This window comes from Blastococcus brunescens (genome assembly GCF_035320885.1).
GTDB lineage: Bacteria > Actinomycetota > Actinomycetes > Mycobacteriales > Geodermatophilaceae > Blastococcus_B > Blastococcus_B brunescens.
The window spans coordinates 3,399,060-3,423,800 of record NZ_CP141261.1 but is presented as its reverse complement, the minus strand read 5'-3'; the positions used below and the strand labels follow the sequence as shown (position 1 = coordinate 3,423,800).

The 24,741-nt window shown below is 73.0% G+C and carries 31 protein-coding genes and 5 pseudogenes; 12 read left to right on the top strand and 24 right to left on the bottom strand.

Annotated elements, in window-relative coordinates; translation table 11 throughout:
* Positions 1–105: 105 nt before the first annotated feature.
* Together U6N30_RS23020 and U6N30_RS23015 are read left to right on the top strand one after the other, a co-directional pair.
* On the top strand, positions 106–852 hold the full coding sequence (locus U6N30_RS23020; RefSeq protein ID WP_324274107.1) for an SOS response-associated peptidase: 747 nt from the start codon (positions 106–108) through the stop codon (positions 850–852).
* A gap of 50 nt (positions 853–902) precedes the next feature.
* Positions 903–2,405: a fused MFS/spermidine synthase gene (locus U6N30_RS23015; protein ID WP_324274106.1), complete on the top strand. Its 1,503-nt coding sequence runs from the start codon at positions 903–905 to the stop codon at positions 2,403–2,405.
* Between the two features lie 339 nt (positions 2,406–2,744).
* Here U6N30_RS23015 and U6N30_RS23010 read toward each other — a convergent pair.
* A pseudogene (locus U6N30_RS23010) lies at positions 2,745–3,182 on the bottom strand (YbaK/EbsC family protein); the annotation flags it as partial.
* A 70-nt stretch (positions 3,183–3,252) separates the two neighbouring features.
* On the opposite strand from U6N30_RS23010, the gene U6N30_RS23005 reads away from it, so the two are divergent.
* Together U6N30_RS23005 and rsrA are read left to right on the top strand one after the other, a co-directional pair.
* Complete coding sequence (locus U6N30_RS23005) at positions 3,253–3,894, top strand: sigma-70 family RNA polymerase sigma factor (RefSeq protein ID WP_324274105.1); 642 nt, start codon at positions 3,253–3,255, stop codon at positions 3,892–3,894.
* Positions 3,891–4,238, top strand: coding sequence for a mycothiol system anti-sigma-R factor (rsrA, locus tag U6N30_RS23000; RefSeq protein ID WP_324274104.1), 348 nt, complete (start codon positions 3,891–3,893; stop codon positions 4,236–4,238). The genes U6N30_RS23005 and rsrA overlap by 4 nt, the downstream gene beginning before the upstream one ends.
* A gap of 62 nt (positions 4,239–4,300) precedes the next feature.
* On the opposite strand, the gene U6N30_RS34485 is transcribed toward rsrA, so the two are convergent.
* Positions 4,301–4,375, bottom strand: a complete 75-nt coding sequence (locus U6N30_RS34485) for a 50S ribosomal protein bL37 (protein WP_099459150.1) — start codon at positions 4,373–4,375, stop codon at positions 4,301–4,303.
* Positions 4,376–4,449: 74 nt separating this feature from the next.
* On the opposite strand from U6N30_RS34485, the pseudogene U6N30_RS22995 reads away from it, so the two are divergent.
* A pseudogene (locus U6N30_RS22995) lies at positions 4,450–4,827 on the top strand (biotin carboxylase N-terminal domain-containing protein); the annotation flags it as partial.
* On the opposite strand, the gene U6N30_RS22990 reads toward U6N30_RS22995, so the two are convergent.
* Complete coding sequence (locus U6N30_RS22990; RefSeq protein ID WP_324278608.1) at positions 4,734–4,973, bottom strand: hypothetical protein; 240 nt, start codon at positions 4,971–4,973, stop codon at positions 4,734–4,736. The pseudogene U6N30_RS22995 and the gene U6N30_RS22990 overlap by 94 nt on opposite strands.
* Positions 4,974–5,084: 111 nt before the next feature.
* Here U6N30_RS22990 and U6N30_RS22985 point away from each other — a divergent pair, with 111 nt between their 5' ends.
* Complete coding sequence (locus U6N30_RS22985; protein ID WP_324278607.1) at positions 5,085–5,597, top strand: hypothetical protein; 513 nt, start codon at positions 5,085–5,087, stop codon at positions 5,595–5,597.
* 79 nt (positions 5,598–5,676) lie between these two features.
* A pseudogene (locus U6N30_RS22980) lies at positions 5,677–5,769 on the top strand (biotin/lipoyl-containing protein); the annotation flags it as partial.
* Positions 5,770–5,934: 165 nt separating this feature from the next.
* Here U6N30_RS22980 and U6N30_RS22975 read toward each other — a convergent pair.
* Positions 5,935–6,300 (bottom strand): GNAT family N-acetyltransferase, encoded by a 366-nt coding sequence (locus tag U6N30_RS22975; RefSeq protein ID WP_324274103.1) that lies wholly within the window; start codon positions 6,298–6,300, stop codon positions 5,935–5,937.
* A 176-nt stretch (positions 6,301–6,476) separates the two neighbouring features.
* Between U6N30_RS22975 and U6N30_RS22970 the strand changes: the two genes are divergently transcribed.
* Positions 6,477–8,165, top strand: a complete 1,689-nt coding sequence (locus U6N30_RS22970) for a sensor histidine kinase (protein ID WP_324274102.1) — start codon at positions 6,477–6,479, stop codon at positions 8,163–8,165.
* On the opposite strand, the gene U6N30_RS22965 is transcribed toward U6N30_RS22970, so the two are convergent.
* From U6N30_RS22965 to U6N30_RS22955, 3 genes are all read right to left on the bottom strand, one after another.
* Entirely contained in the window at positions 8,135–8,305 is a 171-nt protein-coding gene (locus tag U6N30_RS22965) for a WhiB family transcriptional regulator (protein WP_479690537.1), read from the bottom strand. The two genes, U6N30_RS22970 and U6N30_RS22965, sit on opposite strands and share 31 nt — an antisense overlap.
* A 544-nt stretch (positions 8,306–8,849) precedes the next feature.
* Positions 8,850–9,281, bottom strand: coding sequence for a diacylglycerol/lipid kinase family protein (locus U6N30_RS22960; protein WP_324274101.1), 432 nt, complete (start codon positions 9,279–9,281; stop codon positions 8,850–8,852).
* A gap of 61 nt (positions 9,282–9,342) precedes the next feature.
* Positions 9,343–9,765 (bottom strand): diacylglycerol/lipid kinase family protein, encoded by a 423-nt coding sequence (locus U6N30_RS22955; RefSeq protein ID WP_324274100.1) that lies wholly within the window; start codon positions 9,763–9,765, stop codon positions 9,343–9,345.
* 94 nt (positions 9,766–9,859) lie between these two features.
* Between U6N30_RS22955 and U6N30_RS22950 the strand changes: the two genes are divergently transcribed.
* On the top strand, positions 9,860–10,342 hold the full coding sequence (locus tag U6N30_RS22950; RefSeq protein WP_324274099.1) for a hypothetical protein: 483 nt from the start codon (positions 9,860–9,862) through the stop codon (positions 10,340–10,342).
* 72 nt (positions 10,343–10,414) lie between these two features.
* Here U6N30_RS22950 and U6N30_RS22945 read toward each other — a convergent pair whose 3' ends face one another.
* The 8 genes from U6N30_RS22945 to sodN all read right to left on the bottom strand — a co-directional run bounded on the left by U6N30_RS22945 (position 10,415) and on the right by sodN (position 15,418).
* Positions 10,415–11,197, bottom strand: a complete 783-nt coding sequence (locus U6N30_RS22945; RefSeq protein ID WP_324274098.1) for an HAD-IIA family hydrolase — start codon at positions 11,195–11,197, stop codon at positions 10,415–10,417.
* A gap of 10 nt (positions 11,198–11,207) precedes the next feature.
* Positions 11,208–11,618, bottom strand: a complete 411-nt coding sequence (locus U6N30_RS22940) for a hypothetical protein (protein ID WP_324274097.1) — start codon at positions 11,616–11,618, stop codon at positions 11,208–11,210.
* A gap of 4 nt (positions 11,619–11,622) precedes the next feature.
* Positions 11,623–12,099, bottom strand: a complete 477-nt coding sequence (locus tag U6N30_RS22935; RefSeq protein WP_324274096.1) for a GNAT family N-acetyltransferase — start codon at positions 12,097–12,099, stop codon at positions 11,623–11,625.
* Complete coding sequence (pssA, locus tag U6N30_RS22930) at positions 12,096–12,896, bottom strand: CDP-diacylglycerol--serine O-phosphatidyltransferase (RefSeq protein WP_324274095.1); 801 nt, start codon at positions 12,894–12,896, stop codon at positions 12,096–12,098. The genes U6N30_RS22935 and pssA overlap by 4 nt, the downstream gene beginning before the upstream one ends.
* A 13-nt stretch (positions 12,897–12,909) precedes the next feature.
* Positions 12,910–13,365 carry a phosphatidylserine decarboxylase gene (locus U6N30_RS22925; RefSeq protein ID WP_324274094.1) on the bottom strand — a complete coding sequence of 152 codons (456 nt, stop codon included), beginning with the start codon at positions 13,363–13,365 and terminating at the stop codon, positions 12,910–12,912.
* On the bottom strand, positions 13,359–13,565 hold the full coding sequence (locus U6N30_RS22920; RefSeq protein ID WP_324274093.1) for a phosphatidylserine decarboxylase: 207 nt from the start codon (positions 13,563–13,565) through the stop codon (positions 13,359–13,361). The genes U6N30_RS22925 and U6N30_RS22920 overlap by 7 nt, the downstream gene beginning before the upstream one ends.
* 50 nt (positions 13,566–13,615) lie before the next feature.
* Positions 13,616–14,842, bottom strand: a complete 1,227-nt coding sequence (locus U6N30_RS22915) for a PP2C family protein-serine/threonine phosphatase (protein WP_324274092.1) — start codon at positions 14,840–14,842, stop codon at positions 13,616–13,618.
* Positions 14,843–14,971: 129 nt separating this feature from the next.
* Positions 14,972–15,418, bottom strand: coding sequence for a superoxide dismutase, Ni (gene sodN / locus U6N30_RS22910; RefSeq protein ID WP_479690536.1), 447 nt, complete (start codon positions 15,416–15,418; stop codon positions 14,972–14,974).
* A gap of 51 nt (positions 15,419–15,469) precedes the next feature.
* Here sodN and U6N30_RS22905 point away from each other — a divergent pair, with 51 nt between their 5' ends.
* The 3 genes from U6N30_RS22905 to U6N30_RS22895 all read left to right on the top strand — a co-directional run bounded on the left by U6N30_RS22905 (position 15,470) and on the right by U6N30_RS22895 (position 17,091).
* Positions 15,470–15,847 (top strand): S26 family signal peptidase, encoded by a 378-nt coding sequence (locus U6N30_RS22905; RefSeq protein WP_324274091.1) that lies wholly within the window; start codon positions 15,470–15,472, stop codon positions 15,845–15,847.
* 69 nt (positions 15,848–15,916) lie between these two features.
* Positions 15,917–16,807, top strand: a complete 891-nt coding sequence (locus U6N30_RS22900; protein ID WP_324274090.1) for an NAD(P)-dependent malic enzyme — start codon at positions 15,917–15,919, stop codon at positions 16,805–16,807.
* On the top strand, positions 16,807–17,091 hold the full coding sequence (locus U6N30_RS22895; RefSeq protein WP_324278428.1) for a malic enzyme-like NAD(P)-binding protein: 285 nt from the start codon (positions 16,807–16,809) through the stop codon (positions 17,089–17,091). Before U6N30_RS22900 ends, U6N30_RS22895 begins: the two co-directional genes overlap by 1 nt.
* Here U6N30_RS22895 and U6N30_RS22890 read toward each other — a convergent pair.
* From U6N30_RS22890 to U6N30_RS22850, 9 genes and pseudogenes are all read right to left on the bottom strand, one after another.
* The gene (locus U6N30_RS22890) at positions 17,081–17,218 is read right to left on the bottom strand and encodes a hypothetical protein (protein WP_324274089.1); all 138 of its coding nucleotides are present in this window, start codon (positions 17,216–17,218) and stop codon (positions 17,081–17,083) included. The two genes, U6N30_RS22895 and U6N30_RS22890, sit on opposite strands and share 11 nt — an antisense overlap.
* 83 nt (positions 17,219–17,301) lie before the next feature.
* A complete protein-coding gene (locus U6N30_RS22885; RefSeq protein ID WP_324274088.1) occupies positions 17,302–18,015 on the bottom strand; it encodes a metal-dependent hydrolase in 714 nt (237 codons plus the stop codon).
* Between the two features lie 118 nt (positions 18,016–18,133).
* Positions 18,134–18,322 (bottom strand): DUF6104 family protein, encoded by a 189-nt coding sequence (locus U6N30_RS22880; RefSeq protein WP_324274087.1) that lies wholly within the window; start codon positions 18,320–18,322, stop codon positions 18,134–18,136.
* A 17-nt stretch (positions 18,323–18,339) separates the two neighbouring features.
* A complete protein-coding gene (locus tag U6N30_RS22875) occupies positions 18,340–18,729 on the bottom strand; it encodes a hypothetical protein (protein ID WP_324278427.1) in 390 nt (129 codons plus the stop codon).
* 132 nt (positions 18,730–18,861) lie between these two features.
* Positions 18,862–21,992, bottom strand: a pseudogene (locus U6N30_RS22870) (multifunctional oxoglutarate decarboxylase/oxoglutarate dehydrogenase thiamine pyrophosphate-binding subunit/dihydrolipoyllysine-residue succinyltransferase subunit); the annotation flags it as partial.
* A 283-nt stretch (positions 21,993–22,275) separates the two neighbouring features.
* Positions 22,276–22,569 (bottom strand): ankyrin repeat domain-containing protein, encoded by a 294-nt coding sequence (locus tag U6N30_RS22865; protein ID WP_324278426.1) that lies wholly within the window; start codon positions 22,567–22,569, stop codon positions 22,276–22,278.
* Between the two features lie 163 nt (positions 22,570–22,732).
* Complete coding sequence (locus U6N30_RS22860; protein WP_324274086.1) at positions 22,733–23,080, bottom strand: ankyrin repeat domain-containing protein; 348 nt, start codon at positions 23,078–23,080, stop codon at positions 22,733–22,735.
* A gap of 146 nt (positions 23,081–23,226) precedes the next feature.
* Positions 23,227–23,982 (bottom strand): ABC transporter permease, encoded by a 756-nt coding sequence (locus tag U6N30_RS22855; protein ID WP_324274085.1) that lies wholly within the window; start codon positions 23,980–23,982, stop codon positions 23,227–23,229.
* A pseudogene (locus tag U6N30_RS22850) lies at positions 23,979–24,704 on the bottom strand (AAA family ATPase); the annotation flags it as partial. The gene U6N30_RS22855 and the pseudogene U6N30_RS22850, both read right to left, overlap by 4 nt.
* Positions 24,705–24,741: the final 37 nt, after the last annotated feature.

Below are 24,741 nucleotides of genomic sequence, written 5' to 3'. Positions count from 1 at the left end.
CGTCCGCCCAAGGGTCTACCCCTCCTCGCCACGGGCACGCGCGGCGGGTCGTCGGAGGCCGCACCTACAGTTCGAGAGGACAGCCCGAGCAGGGAGGAAGCGCCCATGTGCGGTCGCTACGCGGCCAGCCGCAACCCCGACGACCTCGTCGTCGAGTTCGAGGCCGTCCGGGCCGAGGGGCAGACGCCGCTGCCGGCGGACTACAACGTCGCGCCGACGAAGGACGTGTACGTCGTCCGGCACAAGAAGGAACGCGACCCCGAGGGCGCGCCGACCGGCGGTGGGCACCGTGAGCTGCGCGTCGTGCGCTGGGGGCTGGTGCCCTCCTGGGCCAAGGACGCATCGGTCGGCAACCGGATGCTCAACGCCCGCGTCGAGTCCCTCGCCGACAAGCCGGCCTTCCGCAAGGCGGCCGCCTCCCGCCGGTGCCTGGTGCCGGCCGACGGCTGGTACGAGTGGGCCAAGCGGCTGGACTCGCCGACCAAGCAGCCGTACTTCATCACCCCGCGCGACGGCTCCGTGCTGGCCTTCGCCGGTCTCTGGGAGGTCTGGGGACGGGGCGAGGACCGGCTCTACACCTGCACGGTGGTCACCGCTCCCGCGGTCGGTGAGCTGACCGAGATCCACGAGCGCATGCCGCTGGTGCTGCCGCCGGACCGCTGGGCCGACTGGCTCGACCCGGCGCGCGAGGACGTCGGCGAGCTCGCGGCGCCGACGCCGCCCGAGGTCGTCGAGGCCCTGGAGCTGCGCCCGGTGAGCACGGCGGTCAACACCGTGGCCAACAACGGCCGCGAGCTGGTGGCGCGCGCGGAGACGGTCAGCGCTCCGGCCGACCAGCCGGCGCTGTTCTGACGGTGAGCAGCCCGGTTCCTCCTGCGCCTTCGGAACCCCTGCCCCGATGGGTGGCGGCCGCCGTCACCTTCCTCTCCTCGGGTGCCGTGCTGGTGCTCGAGATCGTCGGGCTGCGGCTGATCGCGCCCTACGTCGGGGTCACCCTGCAGACGAGCACCGCGATCATCGGCTTCGCGCTGGCCGCCATCGCCATCGGGGCGTGGACCGGCGGGGCCGCGGCCGACCGCACCGATCCGCGCCGGCTGCTGGCGCCGCTGATGGTCGCCGGCGGTGCCCTGGTGGCCGCCGTCCTGCCGCTGGTGCGGTTCACCGGCGAGCTGCTGGCCGGTGCCGACGCGGGCGGCGTCCTGCTGCTGGCCGCGGTCGCCGTCGTCGTGCCCGCGGCGCTGCTGTCCGCGGTGCCGCCGATGGTGGTCAAGCTGCAGCTGGCCAGCCTCGCGGAGACCGGCACGGTCGTGGGCCGGCTGTCGGGCATCGGCACCCTGGGCGCGATCGCGGCGACCTTCGCGACGGGCTTCCTGCTCATCGCCGTCCTCCCCAGCAGCGTGATCCTCGTGGGCACCGGTGCGGTCACCGTCGCGGTGGGCATCGCACTCGGCGTCCTGATCCGCCGTCGCACGCCCTCGGCCGGCCGGGTGCCGCCGGCGCTGCTGGTCCTCGCCCTGGCCGGCCTCGGCCTGGCCGCGGTCGCCCCGACCCCGTGCGAGGAGGAGACGGCCTACCACTGCGCCCGCGTCGTCGCCGACCCGGAACGGGAGACGGGGCGGGCGCTGCTGCTGGACACCCTCCGCCACTCCTACGTCGACCTCGCCGATCCGACGTACCTGGAGTTCGAGTACGTCCGGGCGATCGCCGCGGTCACCGACGCGCTGGCTCCGGACGGGGAGCCGCTGTCGGCGCTGCACATCGGCGGGGGCGGGCTGACGCTGCCGCGCTACCTGGCGCACGTGCGCCCCGGGACGGAGAGCCTGGTCGTGGAGGTGGACCCCGGCGTCGTCGACATCGACCGGGAGCAGCTGGCGCTGGAGACGAGCGAGCAGCTTCGGGTCCGGGTCGCCGATGGCCGGGTGGCGCTCGCCGATGAGGAGGCGGGCACGCGTGATCTCGTCGTCGGCGACGCGTTCGGCGGGCTGTCGGTGCCCTGGCAGCTCACCACCCGGGAAGCGGTCGAGCTGATCGACCGGGCGCTCACCGACGACGGCATCTACGCGATCAACCTCATCGACCACCCGCCGCTGGGCTTCGTGCGCGCGGAGCTGGCCACGTTGCGGGCGGTCTTCCCGCACGTGGCGCTGCTCGCCCGGATCCCGGTGCTGGCCGGTGAGGACGGCGGGAACGTCGTCGCCGTCGCCTCGCGCTCGCCCATCCCCGCCGAGGAGATCGCCGCCGCGCTGACCGACCGCGACCTCGTCTGGCAGGTCGCGCAGGACGCCGAGCTGGACCGCTTCGTCGGCGATGCCGACGTGCTCACCGACGACTTCGCGCCGGTCGACCAGCTGCTCACCCCTACGGCTCGTGATCGACGACTCGCCCCCACGTCGCGGCGAGCATGAAATCGCCGGGGCAACGCGCCGGGGCCCTGCAGGGGCCCGCCGCGAGCGTGCGAGCGGTGGGGGCAGGGGTGTTTCCATCGCCACCGGAACTTCATGCTCGTCGCCAGACATGGCGGCGGAGGTCAGCGGCCGATCGGGGCGGTGCGTGCGCGGGTGAGCCGCACCAGGTCGGCCGGCGGCAGCTCCACCTGCAGCCCGCGCCGCCCGGCACTGACCATGACGGTCGCGAAGCCCAGCGCCGACCCGTCGACGACCGTGGGAAGTGCCTTCTTCTGGCCCAGGGGCTGATGCCCCCAGCACGTAGCCGGTGGCCCGCTCGGCGTCGGCCGGCTCGGCCATGACCGCCTTGCGGCCGCCCACCGCGATGGCCAGCGCCTTCAGGTCGAGGCTGCCGGCCACCGGGACGACGGCCACGGTCAGCGCCCCGTCCACGCGCGCGACGAGGGTCTTGAACACCTGCCGCGGATCCGCCCCCAGCGCGGCGACCGCGGCCTCGCCGTGGCCCTGGTCGGATGGGTGCTCGGGGTCGTAGGGGTGCAGGGTGTGCGTCACCCGGCCCTGCTCGAGCACCCGCACCGCCGGAGTCGCCGCCACGGCGGGGAGCGTAGCGAGCGTCTCGCCGGCCGTGTCGCCGGACGGGAATCGGTGCCCGTCCCGGTCGGTTGCACCGGCCGTGAGCAGCACCGTCTCCAGCACCCGCCCGCGGGCCGCGCACCGGCGGCCCCCGGGCCGTCCCGATGCCGCGCGGCTAGGATCGACCGATGCGGCGCCCCGCATCCGGGGGCCCCAGAGAGGACGGTCGGTGCCTGAGCAGACCGCAGATCAGACTCCCGAGGGAACGGTCCCCGTGGAGACGCCCGAGGCGCGGGCGGACGGGAGCCGGGCCGAGGTGGCCGAGACGCGCGCCGAGCGGGACGCCCGCTTCGAGCGCGACGCGTTGCCCTATCTCGACCAGCTCTACCCGGCGGCGCTGCGGATGACCCGCAACCCCGCCGACGCCGAGGACCTGGTCCAGGAGACCTTCGTGAAGGCGTACTCGGCCTTCCACCAGTTCGCCGAGGGCACGAACCTCAAGGCGTGGCTGTACCGGATCCTGACCAACACCTACATCAACAGCTACCGCAAGAAACAGCGGCAGCCGCAGCAGTACCCCACCGAGCAGGTGCAGGACTGGCAGCTCTACGCCGCCGAGGAGCACACCTCCAGCGGTTTGCGCTCGGCGGAGATCGAGGCGCTGGACCACTTGCCCGACACCGACATCAAGGAGGCGCTGCAGCAGCTCCCGGAGGACTTCCGGCTGGCGGTGTACCTCGCCGACGTCGAGGGCTTCGCCTATAAGGAGATCGCCGAGATCATGGGCACGCCCATCGGCACGGTGATGTCGCGGCTGCACCGCGGCCGCCGGGGGCTGCAGAAGCTGTTGGCCGACTACGCCCGCGAGCGCGGCTTCGTCCGCGCCGGAGCCGGTGAGGAGGCGAGCCAGTCATGACCGACGACGTCCATGACCCCGCCGGGAAGCGACACGGCGAGCCGATCGAGATCCACTCCTGTGACGACGTCCTGTCGCACGTGTTCGAGTTCCTCGACCACGAGACCGGGGACGAGCGGCGGGCGGTGATCGCCGAGCACCTCGAGGACTGCTCCTCGTGCCTGCGCGAGTTCGGCATCGAGCAGGAGTTCAAGGCGCTCGTCCGGCGCCGCTGCGGCGGGGACGCCCCGCCGTCCGGTCTCCGCGAGCGGATCAAGATCCAGCTGACCAGCGTGTCCTTCGAGGAGGACGGCACGCAGATCACCGTCCAGCAGATCAGCACCGAACGATCCGGCCCGGCGTAGCCGAGGCCGGACGACAAGCGCCCCACACCCGCAGTCGCGGAGGTGGGGCGCTTCGTCGATCTTCAGGCGTTGGGCCGCTTGCCGTGGTTGGCCTTGCTCCCCTTGCGGGAGCGACGCTTGCGTCCGCGCTTGGACATCGCTGCCCTCCTCTCGCTGCCGGTGTGGTCCGCAGACCCTCGTTGTCGCGGACCGGGACGCCGGGGCACGTATCGTGCGCGGCGCCGCCGGAACCGCCAAGCTGACGCTGCAAGCCTCTCACGGGGCGCTCCGGTCGCATGCCGGCCGGGGGATTGCTGAGGGGGCAGTGGTGGCACAGCTGGGGATCGAGAGCGTCCTGGTGGCGGGCCGGGGGCCGGCCGCCTGCGCGGTCGTGGCGGCGTGCACCCGGCTCGGGGTGAAGGCCGTGGCGGTGCACTCGGAGACCGAGCGCTCGGCGCGGCACGTCCGGCTGGCCGACGACGCCGTACTGCTGGGTCCGGCCCCGGCCAGCGAGTCCTACCTCGCGGTCGAGCGCATCGTCGAGGCCGCGCGCCGCAGCGGCGTGCGGGCCGTGTTGCCCGTGCCGCCGGCGCTCGCCGGCAATGCCCGTCTGGCTGCGGCGGTGACCGCGGCGGGGCTGATCTGGGTCGGCCCCGACGCCGAGGTGCTCGAGCGCCTCGGCGGCGACGGGGTGGAACCGGCCAGCGAACAGGGGCTGCTGGGCTGGGTCACCGCCGACGGGCTGCAGTTCGTCACGCCCTCGCCCGCGACCGGGCCGCCGGCATCGCCCGGGTCTCCTGGACGCCGGAGGACTGGCCCACCGGCGGTTCCCTCGAGCTGCCGCCGACCGCGAGGCGGTTGGCGGAGGTGGGCTGGCGCGGACTGGTCACGGTGGGGATCGCGCCGGACGGGGCGCTGGCCGAGGTCGCGGCGGGCTTCTCGCTCGACATCGCCGTCCTGGAGCGCGCGCACGGGGTGGACGCCGTCGAGCTCGCCCTCCGCAGCGCGGAGGGCGCCGAGGGCCCCGAGCCGTCCGGGCGCGAGGGGCGGGCGGCGGTGGCCGCCCAGTTGCGGTCGACGCTCCCGCCAGGAACAGCGGGCCGGGTGACCGGGCGGCTGCCCGGCCGCCACCGGACGACGGCGCCGGACGACGTGGACGTGGTGGCGGTCGACGGCTACGAGCCGGGGGATCGGCTGGACGGCTGGTACGACGCGCTGCTCGCCACGGTGAGTGCCGCCGCGCCCCACACCCGCGCGGCTGCGGCAGCCCTGTCCGACGTGCTGTCGGCGCTGCCGGAGACGGGCCTGCCGCACGACGGACCTGAGGTGTCGGCGGTGCTGACGCGGCTGGCCGCCGGGAGGAGCGTCCCCGCGCCCTGACCCTCCGTGCTTGGATTGCGCCCGGAACGGGGCATGCTCACGAGGAGGCACGGTGGCGGTCGAGGAGATCCACGCGGAGATGGTCTCCAGCGTCTGGAAGGTCCTCGTGCAGCCCGGCGCGGCGGTGGCCGCCGGGGACACGCTGGTCATCCTCGAGTCCATGAAGATGGAGATCCCCGTCCTCACGGAGCGGGCCGGCGTCGTGCAGGAGATGCACGTGGTCGAGGGGAGGTCCTCCAGGAGGGCGACCTCATCGCCACCGTCATCGACGCCTGAGACAACGGACCCTCCTCCTCCCCATCCCTCGCAGCCTCGCCGGCGCTGCCCTGGAGTGGGCTCAGAGGCCGCGCGTGTAGACCATGAGGTCGATGCCCGGCGCGGGTGTCCAGTCCCGTTCCGGCAGCCGGCGGAAGCCCAGCCGCTCGTAGAGCCGGTGCGCAGCGGTCATCGCGGGGCCGGTGGAGAGCACCATGCGGCGCTTGCCCGCCGCGCGGGCCCGATCCATGCAGGTGCTCACCAGCAGCTCGCCGATGCCGCGACCCCGGGCCTCCGGATCGACGACGAGCATGCGGAAGGCGGCCTCCTCGTCGGACGTCGTCACCTCGCCGAAGTCGCCGCTCAGCACCAGCGCGACGCTGCCCACGACGGTGCCGTCCTCGTCCCGCACGACGAGCAGTTCCGCCCGGGCGGAGCGGCCGGCCACGTCGGCGAGCTCGGCGGTGTACCCGTCGGAGGCCAGCCCTCCTCCACGTAGACCCGGACGGTGAGGTCGGCGATGCGGCCGAACTCGTCCGGACGGGCGGGTTGCACGGACAGGGAGGAGGCGCGCTGGACCACGCCGGAAGCCTAGGCGCGGGCGCGCCCTAGGCTCGGGCCACCATGAGCAGCCTCTCGGAGCGTCTCCACCGGGGTTCGGCCTCCAGCCCGTCGCAGGTCGACCACGCCCGCCGACTGGTCGCCGACTGGCAGCTGCTGGCCGATCTCGCCTTCGCGGACCTGACCCTCTGGGTGCCCCTGCCCACCGGTGCGTGGTGGTGCGTGGCGCAGGTGCGTCCCCTGACGGCGCCGACGAGCCGCCCCGAGGACCTGGTCGGCAGCGAGGTCTCCGGCGACCTCGCCGCGCCGTTCCTGACCGCGCACCGCGAGGGCCGGCCCGTCACCGAGGGCGAGCCCGACTTGTCCGGCCCGGCGCCGCGGCGCCGCGAGGTGATCCCGGTCCGGCACGACGGCGTGGCCGTGGCGGTGCTGGCGAAGGACGTGAACCTGGCGGTCACGCGGTCGCCGTCCACCCTCGAGCTCACCTACCTCGACATCGCCGCGGACCTCTGCCTCATGGTGTCGGCCGGGACGTTCCCTCCGCAGAAGCTCCAGGACGCCGAGATGAGCCCGCGCGTCGGCGACGGGCTGGTCCGCCTCGACGGTGCCGGCCGGGCGGCCTACGCCAGCCCCAACGCCCTGTCGGCCTACCGGCGGATCGGGGTGGCCGGCGACGTGGTCGGCGCGGACCTGGCCGAGCTCACCCGGTGTGCCTCGGCCGATCGCGTGGCCGGTGAGGCGGTGGCCGCCGGGATAGCCGCCGCCGTCGCGGGCCGCTTTCCCGATCCGATGGACGTGGAGGGGCCCACGGCCACGATGCTGCTCCGCGCCCTGCCGCTGCAGGCGCCCGGCGGCGAGGCCGGGGCGCTGGTGCTGGTCCGGGACGTCACCGACGTCCGACGACGGGACCGGGCGCTGCTGACCAAGGACGCCACCATCCGGGAGATCCACCACCGGGTGAAGAACAACCTGCAGACGGTCGCGGCGCTGCTGCGGCTCCAGGCGCGCCGCATGACCGAGCCGGCCGCGCGCGCGGCCCTCGAGGAGTCGGTCCGGCGGGTGGCCTCGATCGCCATCGTCCACGAGACGCTGGCCGGCAGCCGCGAGGACGTCGTGGACGTGGACCACGTCATGGACCAGGTGCTGCCGATGCTGGGAGATCTGGCCAGCATCGGCCCGGCCGCCCGGGCGCGACGGGCCGGCTCCTTCGGTGAGCTCCCTGCGGCGGCGGCCACTCCGCTGGTGCTGGCGGTGACCGAACTGCTCCACAACGCGGCCGAGCACGCCTTCCCCGAGGGGCCCGGCTCGATCGACCTCATCGCCGAGCGCGACGGCGACGACCTGGTGGTCCGGGTCCGGGACGACGGCACGGGGTTGCCCGAGGGCTTCGACCCGGCGACCAGCGACGGGCTCGGACTGCAGATCGTGCGCACGCTGGTCACCAGCGAACTGGGCGGTCTCCTGTCGATGCGCGCCCCGGACGGCCAGCGGGGGACCGAGGTCGTGCTCACGCTCCCCGGCGCCGGCCTCCCCGCCGCTGACCGGGCGGTCCCGCCTGCGGCGGTGGATGTCCCCGGGGATGGGGACGGTCCGGGCGTCGGACGACGACGAACAGCGAGGCCGGTCCGGAAGCGCTCCCGGACCGGCCTCGCTGCGATGTGTGTCCGTGCTGTGGTGCCGGCTCCCAGGGACGATGCCCCGGGTGCCCGTGCTGCTCGGGATCAGGCGGTGTGCACCCGGGTGCGAGCCTGACGGCGCTTGAGGGCGCGTCGCTCGTCCTCGGACAGCCCGCCCCAGACGCCGGAGTCCTGACCCGAGCGCAGGGCCCAGTCCAGGCACGACTGCGTCACGGGGCAGCGGCGGCACACGGCCTTGGCCTGCTCGATCTGCACGACTGCCGGGCCGGTCGTCCCGATCGGGAAGAACAGCTCGGATCCTCGTCCCGGCAGAGCGCGCGGTGGCGCCAGTCCATGGCGGTGTACTCCTCGGTGTCGTCTACGGTTGGTCCATCGGTCGCCGGCCTCGGACCGCGGTACAGGGCCGACATCGGTTGCCCAGCGATGTGGCTCGGCGACTACCTGCCTTGTTACCGGCAAGTTGCGTTCTGCACGCGATGTTTTCACGTGACAGACGCCTGTCAAGCAGATCGAGGCCGTCGTTCGACCCCTCGTGAGCAAGCTCACCACGGGCGTGGTAGGCCCGCCACTCGACGGAACCACACGCCGCTGCCGAGCGTTGACAACGCCGTCCCGTCGTGCCTGAGGCTGCCCTCCGCGCGACCCTCGACGGCACCGCTCCGAGCTCGCGAGCGGTGGGCGGACGGGGCGCTTCTTCAGGCCACGACGCGCAGGGCGGCGGGCACGTGGCCCAGTCGCAGCCCCGTCGCCGTCCCCAGGTGGTCGCCGTCCACCTGCCACCCCTGCGGTCGCAGGGCGGTCAGCGAGGCTCCTCGAGGTCGTGCCGACGGTGCACGCCGCGCCCGCGCGCATCGGGTTCCCGGGCGAGGGCCTGGCGCAGCGTGTGGAGCATCCGCAGCGGCCCCATCCGGCCCAGGGCGAAGACGTCGAGCCCGGTGTCGAAGGACGCCTCGGGCGACGGGTTCACCGGGCGGGCGCCCAGGTACGTCCAGGGGCTCACGTTGGACACCAGGCAGAGGAACAGCTGCTCCAGGTCCGGTTCGCCCGGCAGGCGCAGCGTCAGGGCCGGGCGGCGCCGTTCGCGCCCCAGGAGGAAGGCGGTGGTCGCCTCCTTGACGTAGAGCGTCCCGGTGGAGCGACGACCGGACGCCCGGCGGGCCTCGACCCGGGCGAGCACTTCCGCGTCGAACCCCAATCCCGCGGTGAAGACGAACCAGCGGGGGCTGTCCACCCGTCGTGCGCGAGGGCGTCAGCGGTGGCGGCCGCCGAGGCCTCGGCCGGCGACACCCCGCTCACGGGCGCGCTGCTGGTGCCCGTGGCGCTGGCGGTGCCCAGGAGACCATCCGGGTCCGCCCGGCGCGCAGCGACGCCAGGATCTCGGCCGTGGCCTCCACCGGGTCCCGAGACCGGCCGAGAGCCCGGGAGAAGACGTTCGTCGATCCGCCCGGGACCACGGCGAGGACCGGCAGGTGTGGCGCGGGGCCGTCGACGAGCAGCCCGTTGACGACCTCGTTCACCGTCCCGTCCCCGCCCACGGAGACGACCACGTCCATGCCCTCGGCAACCGCCTGGCGGGCGAGCTCGCGGGCGTGCCCGCGGTGGGAGGTCTCGACGACGTCCAGCTTGAGCTCGCTGGCGAGGGCGCCGACGAGGACGTCGCGCATCCCGGCGCTGGTGGTCGTCGCCGCGGGGTTGACCACCACGAGCGCACGCATGGACGCCAGGCTAATCAGAACCGGCGCCGATGCGCGGGAGGAGCGGACCGCGGGCACCCGGGGGCGGGAGCGGAGGGCGCGTAATCTCGCCGCCGTGACCGAGCCGAGCGGACCTCCCCGGCAGCCGTCCCGCCGCGGGCTGGACCGGCTGTTCGGTGCCGCTGCCGAGCCGTCCGCGCCGCGGCCGGTGCGCCCTCGGACCGAGGCACCCCAGGCGCTCCGCTGGGCCGCGCTCGTCGTCGGCATCCAGGCGGCCGCCGTCGGGCTCGGCGCGGCCGTCTGGCTCTGGCTGACCCTGACCAGCACTCCGGACAGCGTCTCCCGTGCCCTCGCCGAGGTGGTCATGCTCGCCCTCGTCGCCGTGGGGCTGGGCGCAGCTGCGGTGGGGTTGGCGCGAGTGGCCGGGTGGGCGCGCGGGCCGGTCATCGCGGCCCAGATCTTCTTCGGCCTGTCGGGCTTCGTCGCGGCCTTCGAGGCCGAACGCCCGCTGATCGGCCTCCCGGTCCTGGTGCTGGTGGCCACCGAGATCTACCTGCTCGCGACGCCCGAGGCCAGACTGGCCTACCTGGAGCGCTGAGGAAGGCTCCTCGGCCCCGGCCCCTGCAGGGCCCCGCCGCGAGCCCGCGAGTGGTGGGGGCAGGGGTGTTTCTCAGATCAGGTCGATCACGTCGGCGATGGAGTCGAGGATCCGGCTCGGGCGGAACGGGAAGCGCGCGACGTCGGACGCGGCGGTGGACCCGGAGAGCACCAGCACCGTCTCCAGCCCGGCCTCGATCCCGGCCACGACGTCGGTGTCCATCCGGTCGCCGACCATGATCGTGGACTCCGAGTGCGCATCGATCCGGTTCATCGCACTGCGGAACATCATCGGGTTGGGCTTGCCGACGAAGTAGGGCTCGGCGCCGGTCGCGCGGGTGATCATCGCCGCCACCGAGCCGGTGGCCGGGAGCGGGCCCTCCGGGGACGGGCCGGTGACGTCGGGGTTGGTCGCGATGAAGCGCGCGCCGCGCCCGATCAGCCGGATGGCCCGCGTGATGGCCTCGAAGGAGTACGTCCGCGTCTCACCGAGGACGACGTAGTCCGGGTCGGAGTCGGTCATGACGTAGCCCACCTCGTGCAGCGCCGTCGTCAGGCCGGCCTCACCGATGACGTAGGCGGAGCCACCGGGCAGCTGGGTGGTGAGGAAGTCCGCCGTCGCCAGTGCGGAGGTCCAGATCGACTCCTCCGGCACGTGCAGGCCGGTGCGGGCCAGCCGGGCGGCGAGGTCGCGCGGGGTGAAGATCGAGTTGTTGGTCAGCACGAGGAAGCGCCGCTGCTTCGCGACCAGCCGCTCCAGGAAATCTGCGGCGCCCGGCAGGGCCTTCTCCTCGTGGACGAGCACGCCGTCCATGTCGGTGAGCCAGCACTCGGCGGGGGCGCGTTCGATCGTCACGACGATCACGCTAGCGGTCGCGCGGCGCTTCCCACGGCGGGAGAGGGTGGAACCAGCAATTCCGGAGCGTCCACCAGCCCGACGGGTGCGGCTCCCGGGTGGCCAGGCACTCGTCCAGCCACACCGACAGGAGCCGGGCCGCGGCCTCGTCGTCGGGTACTTCCCGGCCCCACACCTCGCTCGCGTCCCCGGCGACCTCGGTCAGCACGTGCAGGAGCTCGGCCTCGTCGAGCTGCAGCCGGGCGGCGACGCCGTCGTGCTCGATGACGACGACGCCCCGCTCCGGCAGGAACTCGGCCACGGTCGCGTGCGGCCGGCGCTCCGTCGCGGTGCGCCCGCCACCCAGGTACGTGGTGATCACCGCCTCGCCGGTCTCGATCTCGACCAGGCGGCGGAGCAGGCGCTCGGCGCGCGCGTCCACCCGGTCACCTGGCGGCGAAGGAGAGCAGCGCGTCGTCGGTGAGGCGGAAGACGGTCCACTCGTCCATGGGGACGGCGCCCGCGGCCTCGTAGAACTCGATGGACGGGGCGTTCCAGTCCAGCACCGACCACTCCAGCCGCGAGTAGCCACGCTCGACGCAGACCGCCGCGAGGGTGCGCAGCAGCTCCTTGCCGAGACCGTGGCCGCGGTGCTGCGGCTGGACGTAGAGGTCCTCCAGGTAGATGCCATGGGTGCCCCGCCAGGTGGAGAAGTTCAGGAACCACAGGGCGATCCCGACGACCTGCCCGTCGTCAGCTGTAGCGATGTGCCCGAACAGCGCCGGGGCGTCGCCGAACAGGGAGTCGGTGAGCTGGTCCTCGGTGAGGCGGACCTCGTGCAGCGCCTTCTCGTAGTCGGCGAGCTCCCGGACGAGCGCCACGACGGCGGGGACGTCGTCGGGACGGATGGGTCGCACGCTCACGAGAGCTCCTCCTTCAGCCGCGCCGGGAGCAGCTTGCCCAGCGGGGCGACGAGCGGGACCAGGATCGGGGCCAGCAGGTAGCCGTAGGCCAGCAGCATGCCGGTGAGCACCGGCCACAGCGCGAAGGCGACCACCAGCAGCAGCGCGGTGGCCACGAGCCCGTACGGTCGGCCGCTCTTGGGGCTGACCAGTGACCGGAACGAGCGGAACCGGATGTTGGTGACCATCAGGAGGGCCGGCACCAGCACGATGAGCAGCACCCACAGCCGGTCGCGGCCCTGCATGTGGTCACCGAAGGCGAACACCGACGCCAGCACCACGCCGGCCGCGCCGGGGCTGGGCAGGCCGATGAAGTACCGCTTGTCGGCGGTCGGGTCGATCGTGGTGTTGAACCGGGCCAGCCGGATCGCCGCGCACGCCACCCAGACGAAGCAGACCACCCATCCCAGCGGATCCCACTCGTCCTGGCCCTGGGAGAAGAGCGTGAAGGCCAGCAGGGCCGGCGCCAGACCGAAGGACACCAGGTCGGCGAGGGAGTCGAACTGCAGGCCGAACGGGGTGACCGCGCCGACCAGCCGCGCGACGGCGCCGTCGGTGATGTCGAAGACCACCGACAGCCCGAGCAGCACGGCGGCGAGGTCGTACTGCCCGCGGATCGCCACCAGGATCGCGAAGAAGCCGCAGAACATGTTGCCGAGGGTGAAGAGGCTGGGCAGCGTCGCCAGGGCCCGGCGGCGGGTGCCGCGGACCGAGCCGCGGACGAACTCCACGGTCACGGTGCGCCGTGTGGGAGGCATGGCCGCGGCCCGGTCAGCCGGCCGCGGGCCAGCGCGCGATGACGGTCTCGCCGCCCCGCACCCGCTGGCCCTTGGTCACCGTCACCGTGCACTCCGGTGGCACGAACACGTCCATGCGGGAGCCGAACTTCATCAGGCCCATCCGCTCGCCGGTCGCCAGCTGCTGGCCGGGCCCCGTGCGGGTCACGATGCGCCGGGCCAGCACTCCCACGATCTGCCGGAAGACGACGGTGCGGTCGGTGGGGCCCTCGGAGTTCCGCAGCCAGAGCTCGCTGCGCTCGTTCCGGTGCGCGGATTCCTTCCGGTAGGCAGCCAGGAAGCTGCCCTTGCGGTAGGAGCTCTCCACGACCTCACCGCGGTAGGGCGACCGGTTCACGTGGACGTCGACGACCGACAGGAAGACGCTCACCTGCTGCCAGTCGCCCTCGGGGGCGACCCCATCTTGAGGCGCCCCGGCGACCATCACCATGCCGTCGGCGGGGAGACGACGTCGTCCGGATCCGGTGGCACGGTGTCGCACCGCCGGTCGGGGTCGCGGAAGAAGAGCGCCATGTAGGCCGAGAGCGCCAGGAACGGCCAGACCGCCCAGCGGCGTCGGGTCGCACCGAGGGCAACGGCGGGAAGGAGGGGTCCGGTGATGAAAGGCCACCCGGCCCGGTCGATGCGCATGGTGCCCGAACGGTACCGGCCCGGGCCTGCCCCGGTCCGGAGGTCCGGGGTCAGGCCGGCGCCGAGGCACGGTCGGGGTCGGCCCCGAACTGGGTGCTCCGGCCGCGGGGAGGGCCGCCGTACCAGTCGAGGCAGACCATCGTGGCGTCGTCCTCGAGGTCGCCGTCGGTGGCCCTCAGGACCGCCGCACCCAACTCGTGGACGACCTCGCGCGGGTGCAGGTCGGCGCTGTCGGCCAGGGCGGCCGCGACGTCGAGCGAGGCGGCGTTGCGCTCGAGCATCCCGTCGGTCAGGAACACGATCCGGTCGCCGGGCTCGAGCGGGAAGGGCTGCACCTGGAAGGCCTTGCCGGGGAGGACGCCGAAGGGCGCCTCGACCGCCAGCTCGATCTCCTCGACCTTGCCGTCGCGCAGGCGCAGCGGGAGCGTGTGGCCGGCGTTGACGATGTGCGCGACGCCCGTGCTCAGCTCCAGCCGCAGGAGCTGCCCGGTCACGAACTGGCCGGAGGCGCTGTTCTCGGCGAGCGAGTCGTTGGCGTACTGGGCCTGTGCGCCGAGCTCGAGGCCCTTGCGCCGCCCGTTCCGGAGCGCGCCGACCAGCAGCGTCGCGAGCAGTGCCGCCTCGACCTGGTGTCCCACGGCATCGGTGATCGACACCTGCAGGAAGTCGCGGTCCAGCGTGTAGTCGAAGGTGTCGCCGCCGACCGAGCTGGCGGGCTCCAGCCAGCCGGCCAGGGTGAACTGCCCCGCTTCGCAGGTGTAGGAGGCGGGCAGCAGCCGCCGCTGGATCTCCGCGGCGAGCGCGAAGGGTGCCGACCGCTGGCCCCACTCGAAGACGTCGGTGTGCCGCCGGGCGGCGATGACGACGTAGGCCAGGGCGTGGGCCGCGCTGCTGATGTCGGTGATCTCGTCGGCGGACGGATATCGCGGCAGCTCCAGTTCGAGCAGGCCGATCGCGTCGCCTCGGTCGGTGACCGGCACGATCATCCGGGCGCCGTCGGCGACAGCCTCGACGTCCGCCTGCTGCGTGCGCAGGACGCGCTCGTGGACGGTCCCCGGTAGGGGAAGGGTCTCGGCCTGCTCCACGCCGTGGCCGCGCGCCCCGTCGACCCGACCGGCTGAGGTGAGGCGGACCACGGCCCGCCCGCTGAAGTCCGCGACGAGGAGCGCCACCGCCGACGCATCGACCATGTCGCCCAGCTCGGCCGCGACGGCTTCGACGGCATCGATCGGGGCAGCCGTCTCCACCTTCTGGAGCAGTGCGCCGACGTCGATCACGAGTTCCTCCGAGCCGCGGATTGACAGACCCTGGGCGCCTGCACGGCTCGCCGGGGGTGGGGGCGGGACAGCATGCCGCTGCCGGGCCCCCGGAGGGCGACCCGGCAGCGGTTGGCCCCGTCCAGAGGCTCACCCCGAGCGTGGGAGGGGTGAGGAGGACGGGGTGTTTCGCCTAGGCGGCGGCCTTCGTCTCCCAGAAGATCTTGTCGATCTCGGCGATGTAGTCGAGGAGCTTCTGCCCTCGGCCGGGTCCATGCTGCCCTTGCCGCCGGCCGCGCCGGCCTGCTTGGTCGCCTTGTTGAACAGCTCGTGCAGCTGCGGGTACTTCTCGAAGTGCGGGGGCTTGAAGTAGTCGGTCCACAGCACCCACAGGTGATGCTTGACCAGCTCCGCCCGCTGCTCCTTGATCAGGATCGCGCGGGTGCGGAAGACCGGGTCCTCGTTGCCCTGGTACTTCTCCTGGATGCCCTTCACGGACTCCGCCTCGATGCGGGCCTGGGCCGGGTCGTAAACGCCGCAGGGGAGGTCGCAGTGCGCGGTGGCCTCCACGGTGGAGAACATGCTGGTGAAACGCATGGATGTGCCTCCGGATGTCGTGGGGTTGTGTCGTCTGCGACCCTACTCGCGGTGATCGACGGCGACAGTGCGGGAGACGGGGCTCACGTCGCACCGCAGCGGCTCGACAGCCCCTGGGCGATGGCACGGGTGAGCGGCCCCTCGATGTCCCCGACGGTGCGGCACGGCGACCGGCTGCTCGTCCGCCGTGTCGCGACCGGCAGCCACGTCGCGGCCGGCTCCGTCGTCCTGGCCCGGTTCCCCACCCGGCCGGAGCTGCTGGTGGTCAAGCGCGTGCGCCGCGAGGTGCCGGGCGGCCACTGGGTCGAGGGCGACAACGCGTTCGTCGAGGACGACAGCCGCGCCTTCGGGCCGGCGGTCGTCGTTGGCCGCGTCGTCGCGCGGCTGTGGCCGCGACCGGGACGGCTCCCGGACGGACCGTTCACCTGAGCGGTAGGCCCTGACCGACGAGAGGTCGCCCGCCGCCGATTACGCTCGTCGCCCATGGGCGGAACCTCCATGGGTGAGCAGACGGCCGACCGTTTCGCCGACGACCCGGCGTTCGCGGTCCACGAGGGCGGGAAGCTCTCCGTGACGCCGACCCGGTCCATCGACTCCATCGCCGATCTGGCCCTCACCTACACCCCCGGCGTCGCTCGCGTCTCCAGCGCCATCGCGGCCGAGCCCGACCTCGCCCGGCGGTTCACCTGGGCCCCGCGCGTGGTCGCGGTCGTCTCCGACGGCACCGCGGTGCTCGGCCTCGGGAACATCGGCCCGAGCGCCTCCCTGCCGGTGATGGAGGGCAAGGCCTGCCTGTTCAAGGATTTCGGCGGGCTCGACGCCGTCCCGATCGTCCTGGGCGTCACCGACGTCGACACCATCGTCGAGACCGTCGCGGCGATCGCGCCGTCCTTCGGCGGCATCAACCTCGAGGACATCAGCGCCCCGCGGTGCTTCGAGATCGAGGCCCGGCTGCGCGAGCGCCTCGACATCCCGGTCATGCACGACGACCAGCACGGGACGGCGATCGTCGTCCTGGCCGCGCTGCGCAACGCCGCGAGGGTGGTCGGCCGGGAGATCGGCGACCTGCGGGTGGTCGTGAGCGGGGCGGGCGCGGCCGGGGTGGCCTGCACCAAGATCCTGCTCGAGGCGGGCGTCGGGGAGATCGCCGTCGCCGACTCGCAGGGCGTGCTGCACGCGGGCCGCGGAGACCTGACCCCGACCAAGCAGTGGCTGGTCGAGCACACCAACGCCTCCGGCTACGCGGGCACCATGGTGGGGGCGCTCGAGGGCGCCGACGTCTACATCGGTCTGTCGGGCGGCTCCGTGCCGGAGGCGGCGATCGCCGCGATGGCGCCGGGCTGCATCGTCTTCTCCTGGCCAACCCGACGCCCGAGGTGGATCCGGTGATGGCCGCGACGTACGCCACCGTCGTCGCCACCGGCCGCAGCGACCTGGCCAACCAGATCAACAACGTGCTGGCCTTCCCGGGCATCTTCCGGGGTGCCATCGACGCCGGTGCCACGAGCATCACCGAGGGGATGAAGCTGGCCGCGGCCGCGGCCATCGCGGGAGTGGTCGGCGACGAGGTGCGGGCCGACTACATCGTTCCCAGCCCGCTGGACCGCCGGGTGGCCACGGCAGTCGCCGAGGCCGTCGCGTCCTGCGCCCGGGACGAGGGCATCACCCGTTGAACCAGCGGCTGGGCCGGTAGACCAGGTCCAGCACGCCGGTGCCGAAGGCCGCCGTCCCGATGGAGCCCATGGCGTAGCCGACGTGCGTGCCCCGGGTGAGCCGGGGAGCAGGTGAGACGGCGGTCACGATATCGGCACGCTACCGGGCGGCCGACGCGGTCCCCGGGACGGTCCGGGGACGGCCACCCGGACGGGTGCGGCAGATGTGCGTCAGCCCAGGCTGAGCACGCGCTCCACCAGTGGATCGAGGGCGCCGCGCGCCCCGGTGTTCAGGTAGACGAACACGGCGATCGCGACGAGGAAGGCGGGAACCAGGATCGCCTTCTCCACGAAGGCCCCCGTGCGCAGGTGGATGGGCGCCAGCCGGCTCCGCCTGATCAGCCAGAAGACCGGGACGGGGACGCCCTCCTTCGTCAGGAAGTCGCCCGCGATGTGCGTGAGGACGCCGACCGCCACCGCGTAGGGGAGCCAGGCCGGGGCCGGGCTGTGCTCGAGCAGCAGGTAGGCCCCGCCCCAGGACAGCAGCAGGTTGCCGATGACGGTGTTCTCGGCTCGGCCGGGGATGACGAAGTGCAGGGCCCGGAGCGCCAGCCCGATGGCCAGCGCCATCAGCAGCAGGCTGGACCAGTAGGCACCGGCGGCGAGGTAGGCGAGCCCGCCGAGGATCGCGGGGCCGAGGATCGCGTCGTGCGTGCCCCAGCGGTGCCCCCGCGCGATCGTGCCGACGGCGCCGGAGGGGACGTCGGTGAACGGTCCCCACATGCGCGAGATCGTCGAACCCCGCTGGTCGAGGTCGGGCAGCATCGCGAACCCGCCGGCCGCGGAGATCCAGGCGACCTGCGCGACGGTGCCGTGCACGGGAGCCCACGGCAGCGTGGCCGCACCGGCGGCCAGGCCCGACAGGGCGTGCGAGTGTCCGAGCACGTGCACAGGGTGACGCCGGGAGCGCGCGTGTCGGGCTAGGCGCGCGGCTCGTCGTCCGGAACTTCGGGGAAGTCGCGGCCTGTCCGGTCGATCAGTCAGCGACGTCCCCGGTCGTCGTTCAGGCCTCCAAGTCGTCGTCGTCCGTGCCGCCGCGAGCCAGCCAGGTGGCCAGCCGCTCGACGGGTACCTCGAAGTCGGGGTGCCCGTCGACGAACGCCTGCATCTGGTCGGCCAGCCAGGCGAGGGTCACCTGCTCCTCGCCCCGCCGCTCGGCGAGCTCCTCGAGCCCGCGGTCGGTGAAGTACATGGTGGGTGGGCCGTGTCCTAGTCCGCGAAGGCCTCGGCGACCAGCTGCCGCTGCTCGACCTCGTGCACCTTCGCCGAGCCGACCGCCGGGCTGGCCGACGCCCGCCGGCTGACCCGGCGGAGGATCCGGCCCTGCGGGAGGTGCTCGGGGAGGTTGACGGCCATGAACTGCCAGGCGCCCATGTTCATCGGCTCCTCCTGCACCCACACGACGTCGTTCGCGTTCGGGTACCGCTCGAGCTCGGCGGCGATCTGCTCGGCCGGCAGCGGGTAGAGCTGTTCGACCCGCACGATCGCCACGTCGGCCGTGCCGTCGGACTCCCGCTGCGCCATCAGGTCGTAGGCGACCTTGCCGCTGCACAGCAGCACCTTCCGGACGGCGGAGGAGTCGAGCGGCTCGCCGCCCACGCCGCTGTCGGGCAGCACCGCGCGGAAGCCCTGGTCGGTGAAGTCCTCGACCCCGCTGACGGCGGCCTTCGCCCGCAGCAGGGACTTCGGCGTGAAGACGACCAGCGGGCGGTGCACCTCCGACAGCGCCTGCCGGCGGAGCAGGTGGAAGTAGTTGCCGGGCGTGCTGCAGTTGGCGACCGTCATGTTGTTCTCGGCGCACAGCTGCAGGAACCGCTCGATCCGGCCGCTGGAGTGGTCGGGCCCTGGCCCTCCATGCCGTGCGGCAGCAGCAGCACGACGCCGGAGCGCTGACCCCACTTGGCCTCGCCGGAGCTGATGAACTCGTCGATGACCATCTGGGCGCCGTCGACGAAGTCGCCGAACTGCGCCTCCCAGAGCACCAGGGCCTTCGGGTTGGCCACCGAGTAGCCGTACTCGAAGCCCACCGCGGCGTACTCGCTGAGCAGCGAGTCGTAGACGAAGAACTTCGCCTGGTCCTCGGTGAGGTTGGCCAGCGGTGTGTACTCGGCGCCGTTCTCGCGGTCGATGAGCACCGAGTGCCGCTGCACGAACGTCCCGCGGCGGGAGTCCTGACCGGCCAGCCGGACCGGGACGCCGTCCATGAGCAGCGAGCCGAAGGCCAGCAGCTCACCCATCGCCCAGTCGATGCCGCCCTCGCTGGCCATCGCCGCCCGCTTCTCCAGCATCTTCTGGAGCTTCGGGTGCGGCGTGAAGTCAGGCGGGAAGGAGACGTGCGCGTCTCCGACGGCCTTGAGGACCTCGCGGGTGATCGCGGTCGTGAGCTGCGATTCCTGCGGGGTGCGCGGGTCCATGACCGGCTCGGGCTTGGAGGAGTCCTGCGCGTCGTGGGTCTCGGCGAACGCCCGCTCCAGCTGGCCGCGGTAGTCCTTGAGCGCTTCCTCGGCCTCCTGGAGCGTGATGTCGCCCCGCCCGACCAGCGCCTCGGTGTAGAGCTTCCGCACCGAGCGCTTGCGGTCGATGATGTCGTACATCAGCGGCTGGGTCATCGACGGGTCGTCGCCCTCGTTGTGCCCGCGCCGGCGGTAGCAGACCAGGTCGACGACGACGTCCTTCTTGAACGTCTGGCGGTACTCGACCGCCAGGCGGGCGACCCGCACGCAGGCCTCGGGGTCGTCGCCGTTCACGTGGAAGACCGGGGCGCCGATCATGCGGGCGACGTCGGTGGAGTAGAGGCTCGAGCGCGCGGCGGCCGGGCTGGTGGTGAAGCCGACCTGGTTGTTGATGACCACGTGCACGGTGCCGCCGGTGCGGTAGCCGCGCAGCTGGGAGAGGTTCAGCGTCTCGGCCACCACGCCCTGGCCGGCGAACGCGGAGTCGCCGTGCAGCAGCACCGGCAGCACGGTGAAGCCCTGCTCACCCTTGTCGATCATGTCCTGCTTCGCGCGGACGATGCCCTCGAGGACGGGGTTGACCGTCTCCAGGTGGCTGGGGTTGCTGGCCAGCGAGACGGCGATCTCGGCGTCGGTCTGGAACGGGTTGCGGAACCTCCCGGTCGCCCCGAGGTGGTACTTCACGTCCCCGGAGCCCTGGACGGTGCCGGGGTCGATGTTGCCCTCGAACTCGCCGAAGATCTTCGCGTAGCTCTTGCCGAGCACGTTGGCCAGGACGTTCAGCCGGCCGCGGTGCGCCATGCCGATCGCGACCTCGTCGAGCCCGTGGTCGGTGCCGGCGATCAGCACCTCGTCGAGGATCGGGATGACCGACTCGCCGCCCTCGAGGCTGAACCGCTTCTGGCCGACGTACTTGGTCTGCAGGAAGGTCTCGAACGCCTCGGCGGCGTTCAGCCGGCCGAGGATGTGCTTCTGCTTCTCCCGCTCGGGCTGGTCGTGCTTGACCTCGATCCGCTGCTGGAGCCAGTCCCGCTCCTCGGGATCGGTGATGTGCATGTACTCCACGCCGACGGTGCGGCAGTAGGAGTTGCGCAGCACGCCGAGGATGTCGCGCAGGGCCATCAGCCGCTCGCCGGCGAACCCGCCGACCGGGAACCTCCGGTCCAGGTCCCACAGGGTCAGGCCGTGCTCGAGGATGTCCAGGTCGGGGTGCGTGCGGACCTTGAACTCGAGCGGGTCGGTGTCGGCCATGAGGTGGCCGTTGCGCCGGTAGGACTCGATGACCTCGATGACCCGGGCTTCCTTGTCGATCTGCCCCTCGCGCGTGATCCGCACGTCCGGCATCCAGCGCACCGGCTCGTAGGGGATCCGCAGCGAGCGGAAGACGTCGTCGTAGAAGCCGTCCTCGCCGAGCAGCAGGGCGTGCAGCCGACGGAGGAAGTCGCCGGACTCCGCGCCCTGGATGATCCGGTGGTCGTAGGTCGAAGTCAGCGTGATGATCTTGGAGACGGCCATCTCGGTGAGCGCGTCGGGGTTCATCCCCTGGAACTCGGCCGGGTACTCCATGGCGCCGACGCCGATGATCGCGCCCTGGCCGGCGGTGAGCCGCGGCACCGAGTGGTTGGTGCCGATGGTCCCCGGGTTGGTGAGGCTGATCGTGGTGCCGGAGAAGTCCTCCATGGTCAGCTTGTTGGCCCGCGCCCGCCGGATGATGTCCTCGTAGGCGGACCAGAAGCCCGCGAAGTCCATCTCCTCGGCGCCCTTGATGGAGGCGACGACGAGCGACCGCGAGCCGTCGGGCTTCGGCAGGTCGATCGCCAGGCCGAAGTTGACGTGCTCGGGCTGGACGAGCACCGGCTTGCCGTCGACCTCGGCATAGGCGTTGTTCATGTTCGGGAAGTCGTCCAGGGCCCGGACCAGCGCGTAGCCGATCAGGTGCGTGAAGGAGATCTTCCCGCCGCGGGAGCGCGCGAGGTGGTTGTTGATGACGATGCGGTTGTCGGCCAGCAGCTTCGCCGGCACGGCTCGCACGCTCGTCGCCGTGGGCACGGTGAGCGAGACGTTCATGTTCTTGACCACGGCCGCGGCGGCTCCGCGCAGCGGCGACTGCGATCCCGCGGCCACCGGCGGAGCGGGGGCCTTGGCGGCCGGCTTGTCGGCGGGCTTGTCGCCGGCGGGCGTGGCGGGCTTCTCCGCAGGCTTCCCGGCGGACTTCTCCGCGGGCTTCTCGGCGGACTTCTCCGCGGGCTTCTGGGCCGCGGGCGCGGCCTCGCGAGCGGGCGCCGGTGAGGCGGGGAGGTGGCAGCCGGCTTGGCGGCGGGGGCTCCGTTGCCCGCCGCGGCCGGCTCCTCGCGGTCGGCGCCGCTGACGGGGCCACCCGGGCGGTAGTCGGCGAAGAACTCGTGCCAGGCCTGGTCGACGCTCGAGGGGTCGGCCACGTACTGCTGGTACATCTCCTCGACCAGCCACTCGTTGGTGCCGAATCCGGCCACCGGGGAGGAGGACGCGGGGAGGGCCGGGATGAGCTCACGCTTGACACGGGGTCGAGTGCCTTCTTCGTCTGTGGGCGGCGTCTGGTGCTGTCTCGGGTGCAGTCGCCTCGGCCGCAGGCCGGAAGTGCAGAGCCTGTGGACATGGCTGGACCGGGTGTCGAGTCTACGCCGGGTCGTCGGCGTCGACCGGGTGCGACGGCCTAGTCGGTGGCGCCGTGGGACACGAGCATCTGGACCAGGGCGTCGTCCGCGGTGGCCCGGGCGGAGTCGTCGCGCCGGTGGCGCGCGGCCGACACCCGGCTGATGTCCAGGGCGCTCGCGCCGTCGTTCGTGGTCGCGTTGACGTCGGCGCCGGACTCGAGGAGCACGCGCACGATCTCCGGGCACTCCTCGGAGCCGGCGGCGACCGCGGCGTGCAACGGTGTGCGGCCGGTGTCGGGATCCCGGCGATCGGCGTCCGCGCCGGCGTCCAGGAGCAGGCGGACGAGTTCCAGCCGCCCACCGGAGGCAGCGGCGTGGAGGGCGCCCCGTCGGCGTCCGCCCCGCGCTCGATCAGCAGACGGGCGGTGGCGGCGGCTCCGCCGAGCGCGGCCCAGGAGAGGAGGTCCACTCCGGACGCCGGGTCGCGCAGCGAGGTGCCGTCGTCCAGCCGTGCGGTCAGCTCGTCCCGCCGGCCCAGGTAGGAGGCGCTCGGAGCGTCCAGGAGGCGCCCAACTCCAGCAGCAGCGGCACGAGGTCGGGGCAGAACTCGAGGGCCACGTGCAGCGGCGTGCGGTGGTGCTCCGTCCGCGCGCCGAGGTCGGCGCCGGCGTCGACCAGGAGTCGGACGACGTCGGCCCGGCCCTCCGCGACGGCCACGTGCAGCGGCGTCCATCCGCCCTGGCCGGCGCGCTCGACGGTGCTGCCGAGCATCCGGGGCGATGACTGGACCGCGGTCCGCACCGCGTCGGTGTCGCCGGCCGCGATCATCCGGCCCAGTCGCTGGGCGGTCATCCGAGTGGTCACACGTGTCCTTCGTCGTCGTCGTCGTCGTCGGGACGGGGCGCGGGCCCGTCGGGGCACCGCCCGGAACCCCGGCGGGCCGGCGGACCCCTGCTCCTACGACCCTCGCACGCCCCGAGCGGATCCGGGGAGGGGCCCGGGACTCTTGTTCAGACGACGTCGCGCCGGACCGCCAGCAGCGTGCCGAGGAGTGCTGCGAGCAGGCCGTAGCCCAGCAGCAGCAGCGCGCCCTGCCAGGCGCCGAGCAGCTCCGGACCCTCGAAGGTCGCGGTCAGCGCCTCGAGGCCCCCACCCGGCATCCACTTGTAGGCACCCGAGGTCGCCGGGATGGACCGGATGACCGGCTCGACGACGAACAGGTACACCAGCCCTCCGACGATCGCCCCGACCTGGTTCTTCAGCAGCGCCCCGAGACCGACGCCGATGACGGCGTAGATGACCAGCGCGAGCGCGGAACTGAGCAGCACCTCGACGTTGTCACCGGTCAGTGACGGTGCGGCCCCGCGAGCGCCGGCGTGGATGGCCACCGTCACGTAGTTCACCGCGACGACGACCAGTGCGAACACGACGGAGACCAGCGCGTACGCCAGCAGCTTCGCCACCACCACCTGGCCGCGGCGGGGCGTGGTCAGGAAGGTGGGCGTGGCGGTGCGGTGCCGGTACTCCTGCGTCATCCCGATGATGCCCAGGATGAGGAACAGGATGTTGGCGTTCGCCCCGGTCGCCAGCGCCAGCTGCTCGTAGAGCGGGGTGCCGACCGCGGGGATGCCGCTCTCGGCGTTGCCCGCGAAGGAGGTGAACAGGACCGAGAAGCCGATCACCATGACGACGGCACCGAGCAGGAGCCCGAGCCACACCTTGGTGGTGAACAGCTTGGTCCACTCGGCGCGCACCAGGCGGATCATCGGGAGGCCTCCTGAGCGGTGGGAGTGGGGGCGGCGAACTGCTCGGATCCGCTGGTGAGCTGGAAGTAGATCTCCTCGAGCCCGCTGGTGCGGGAGCGCAGCTCGTGCAGCTCGACGCCGGTGGCGAACGCCCGGCGGCCCACGTCGGCGGGGCTGGAACCGTGCACGGTCAGGGTGCCGTCCTCCTGGGTGACCTGGGCGCCGTCGGCCCGCAGGACGTGGGCGAACCGGTCGATGTCCGGGCCCCGGACGAGCACGGTGCCCGCGCCGTCGGCACCGGAGCGCAGCTGCTCCATGGAGCCCTCGCGGACGAGCCGTCCGGCCCCGACGATGACCACCCGGTCGACGGTCTGCTCCACCTCCGACAGCAGGTGGCTGGAGACCAGCACCGTGCGGCCCTGGTCGTGGGCCATGTGCCGCAGGAAGCCGCGCAGCCACTGGATGCCCTCGGGGTCCAGCCCGTTGGCCGGCTCGTCGAGGACCAGCACGCTGGGGTCGCCCAGCAGCGCGGTCGCCAGCGCCAGCCGCTGGCGCATGCCCAGCGAGTAGCCGCCGGCCCGGCGGTTGCCCGCGTCGGCGAGGCCCACCTGCACCAGGACCTCGTCGGCCCGGGAGAGCGGGAAGCCGGCGGCCCGGCAGTAGACGCGCAGGTGGTTGCGGCCGGTGCGGGCCGGGTGGAAGGCGGTCTCGAGCACCGCCCCGACCGTGCGCAGGGGGCGGGCAACCCGGTGTAGGGCGCGCCGTTGAAGGTCGCCGACC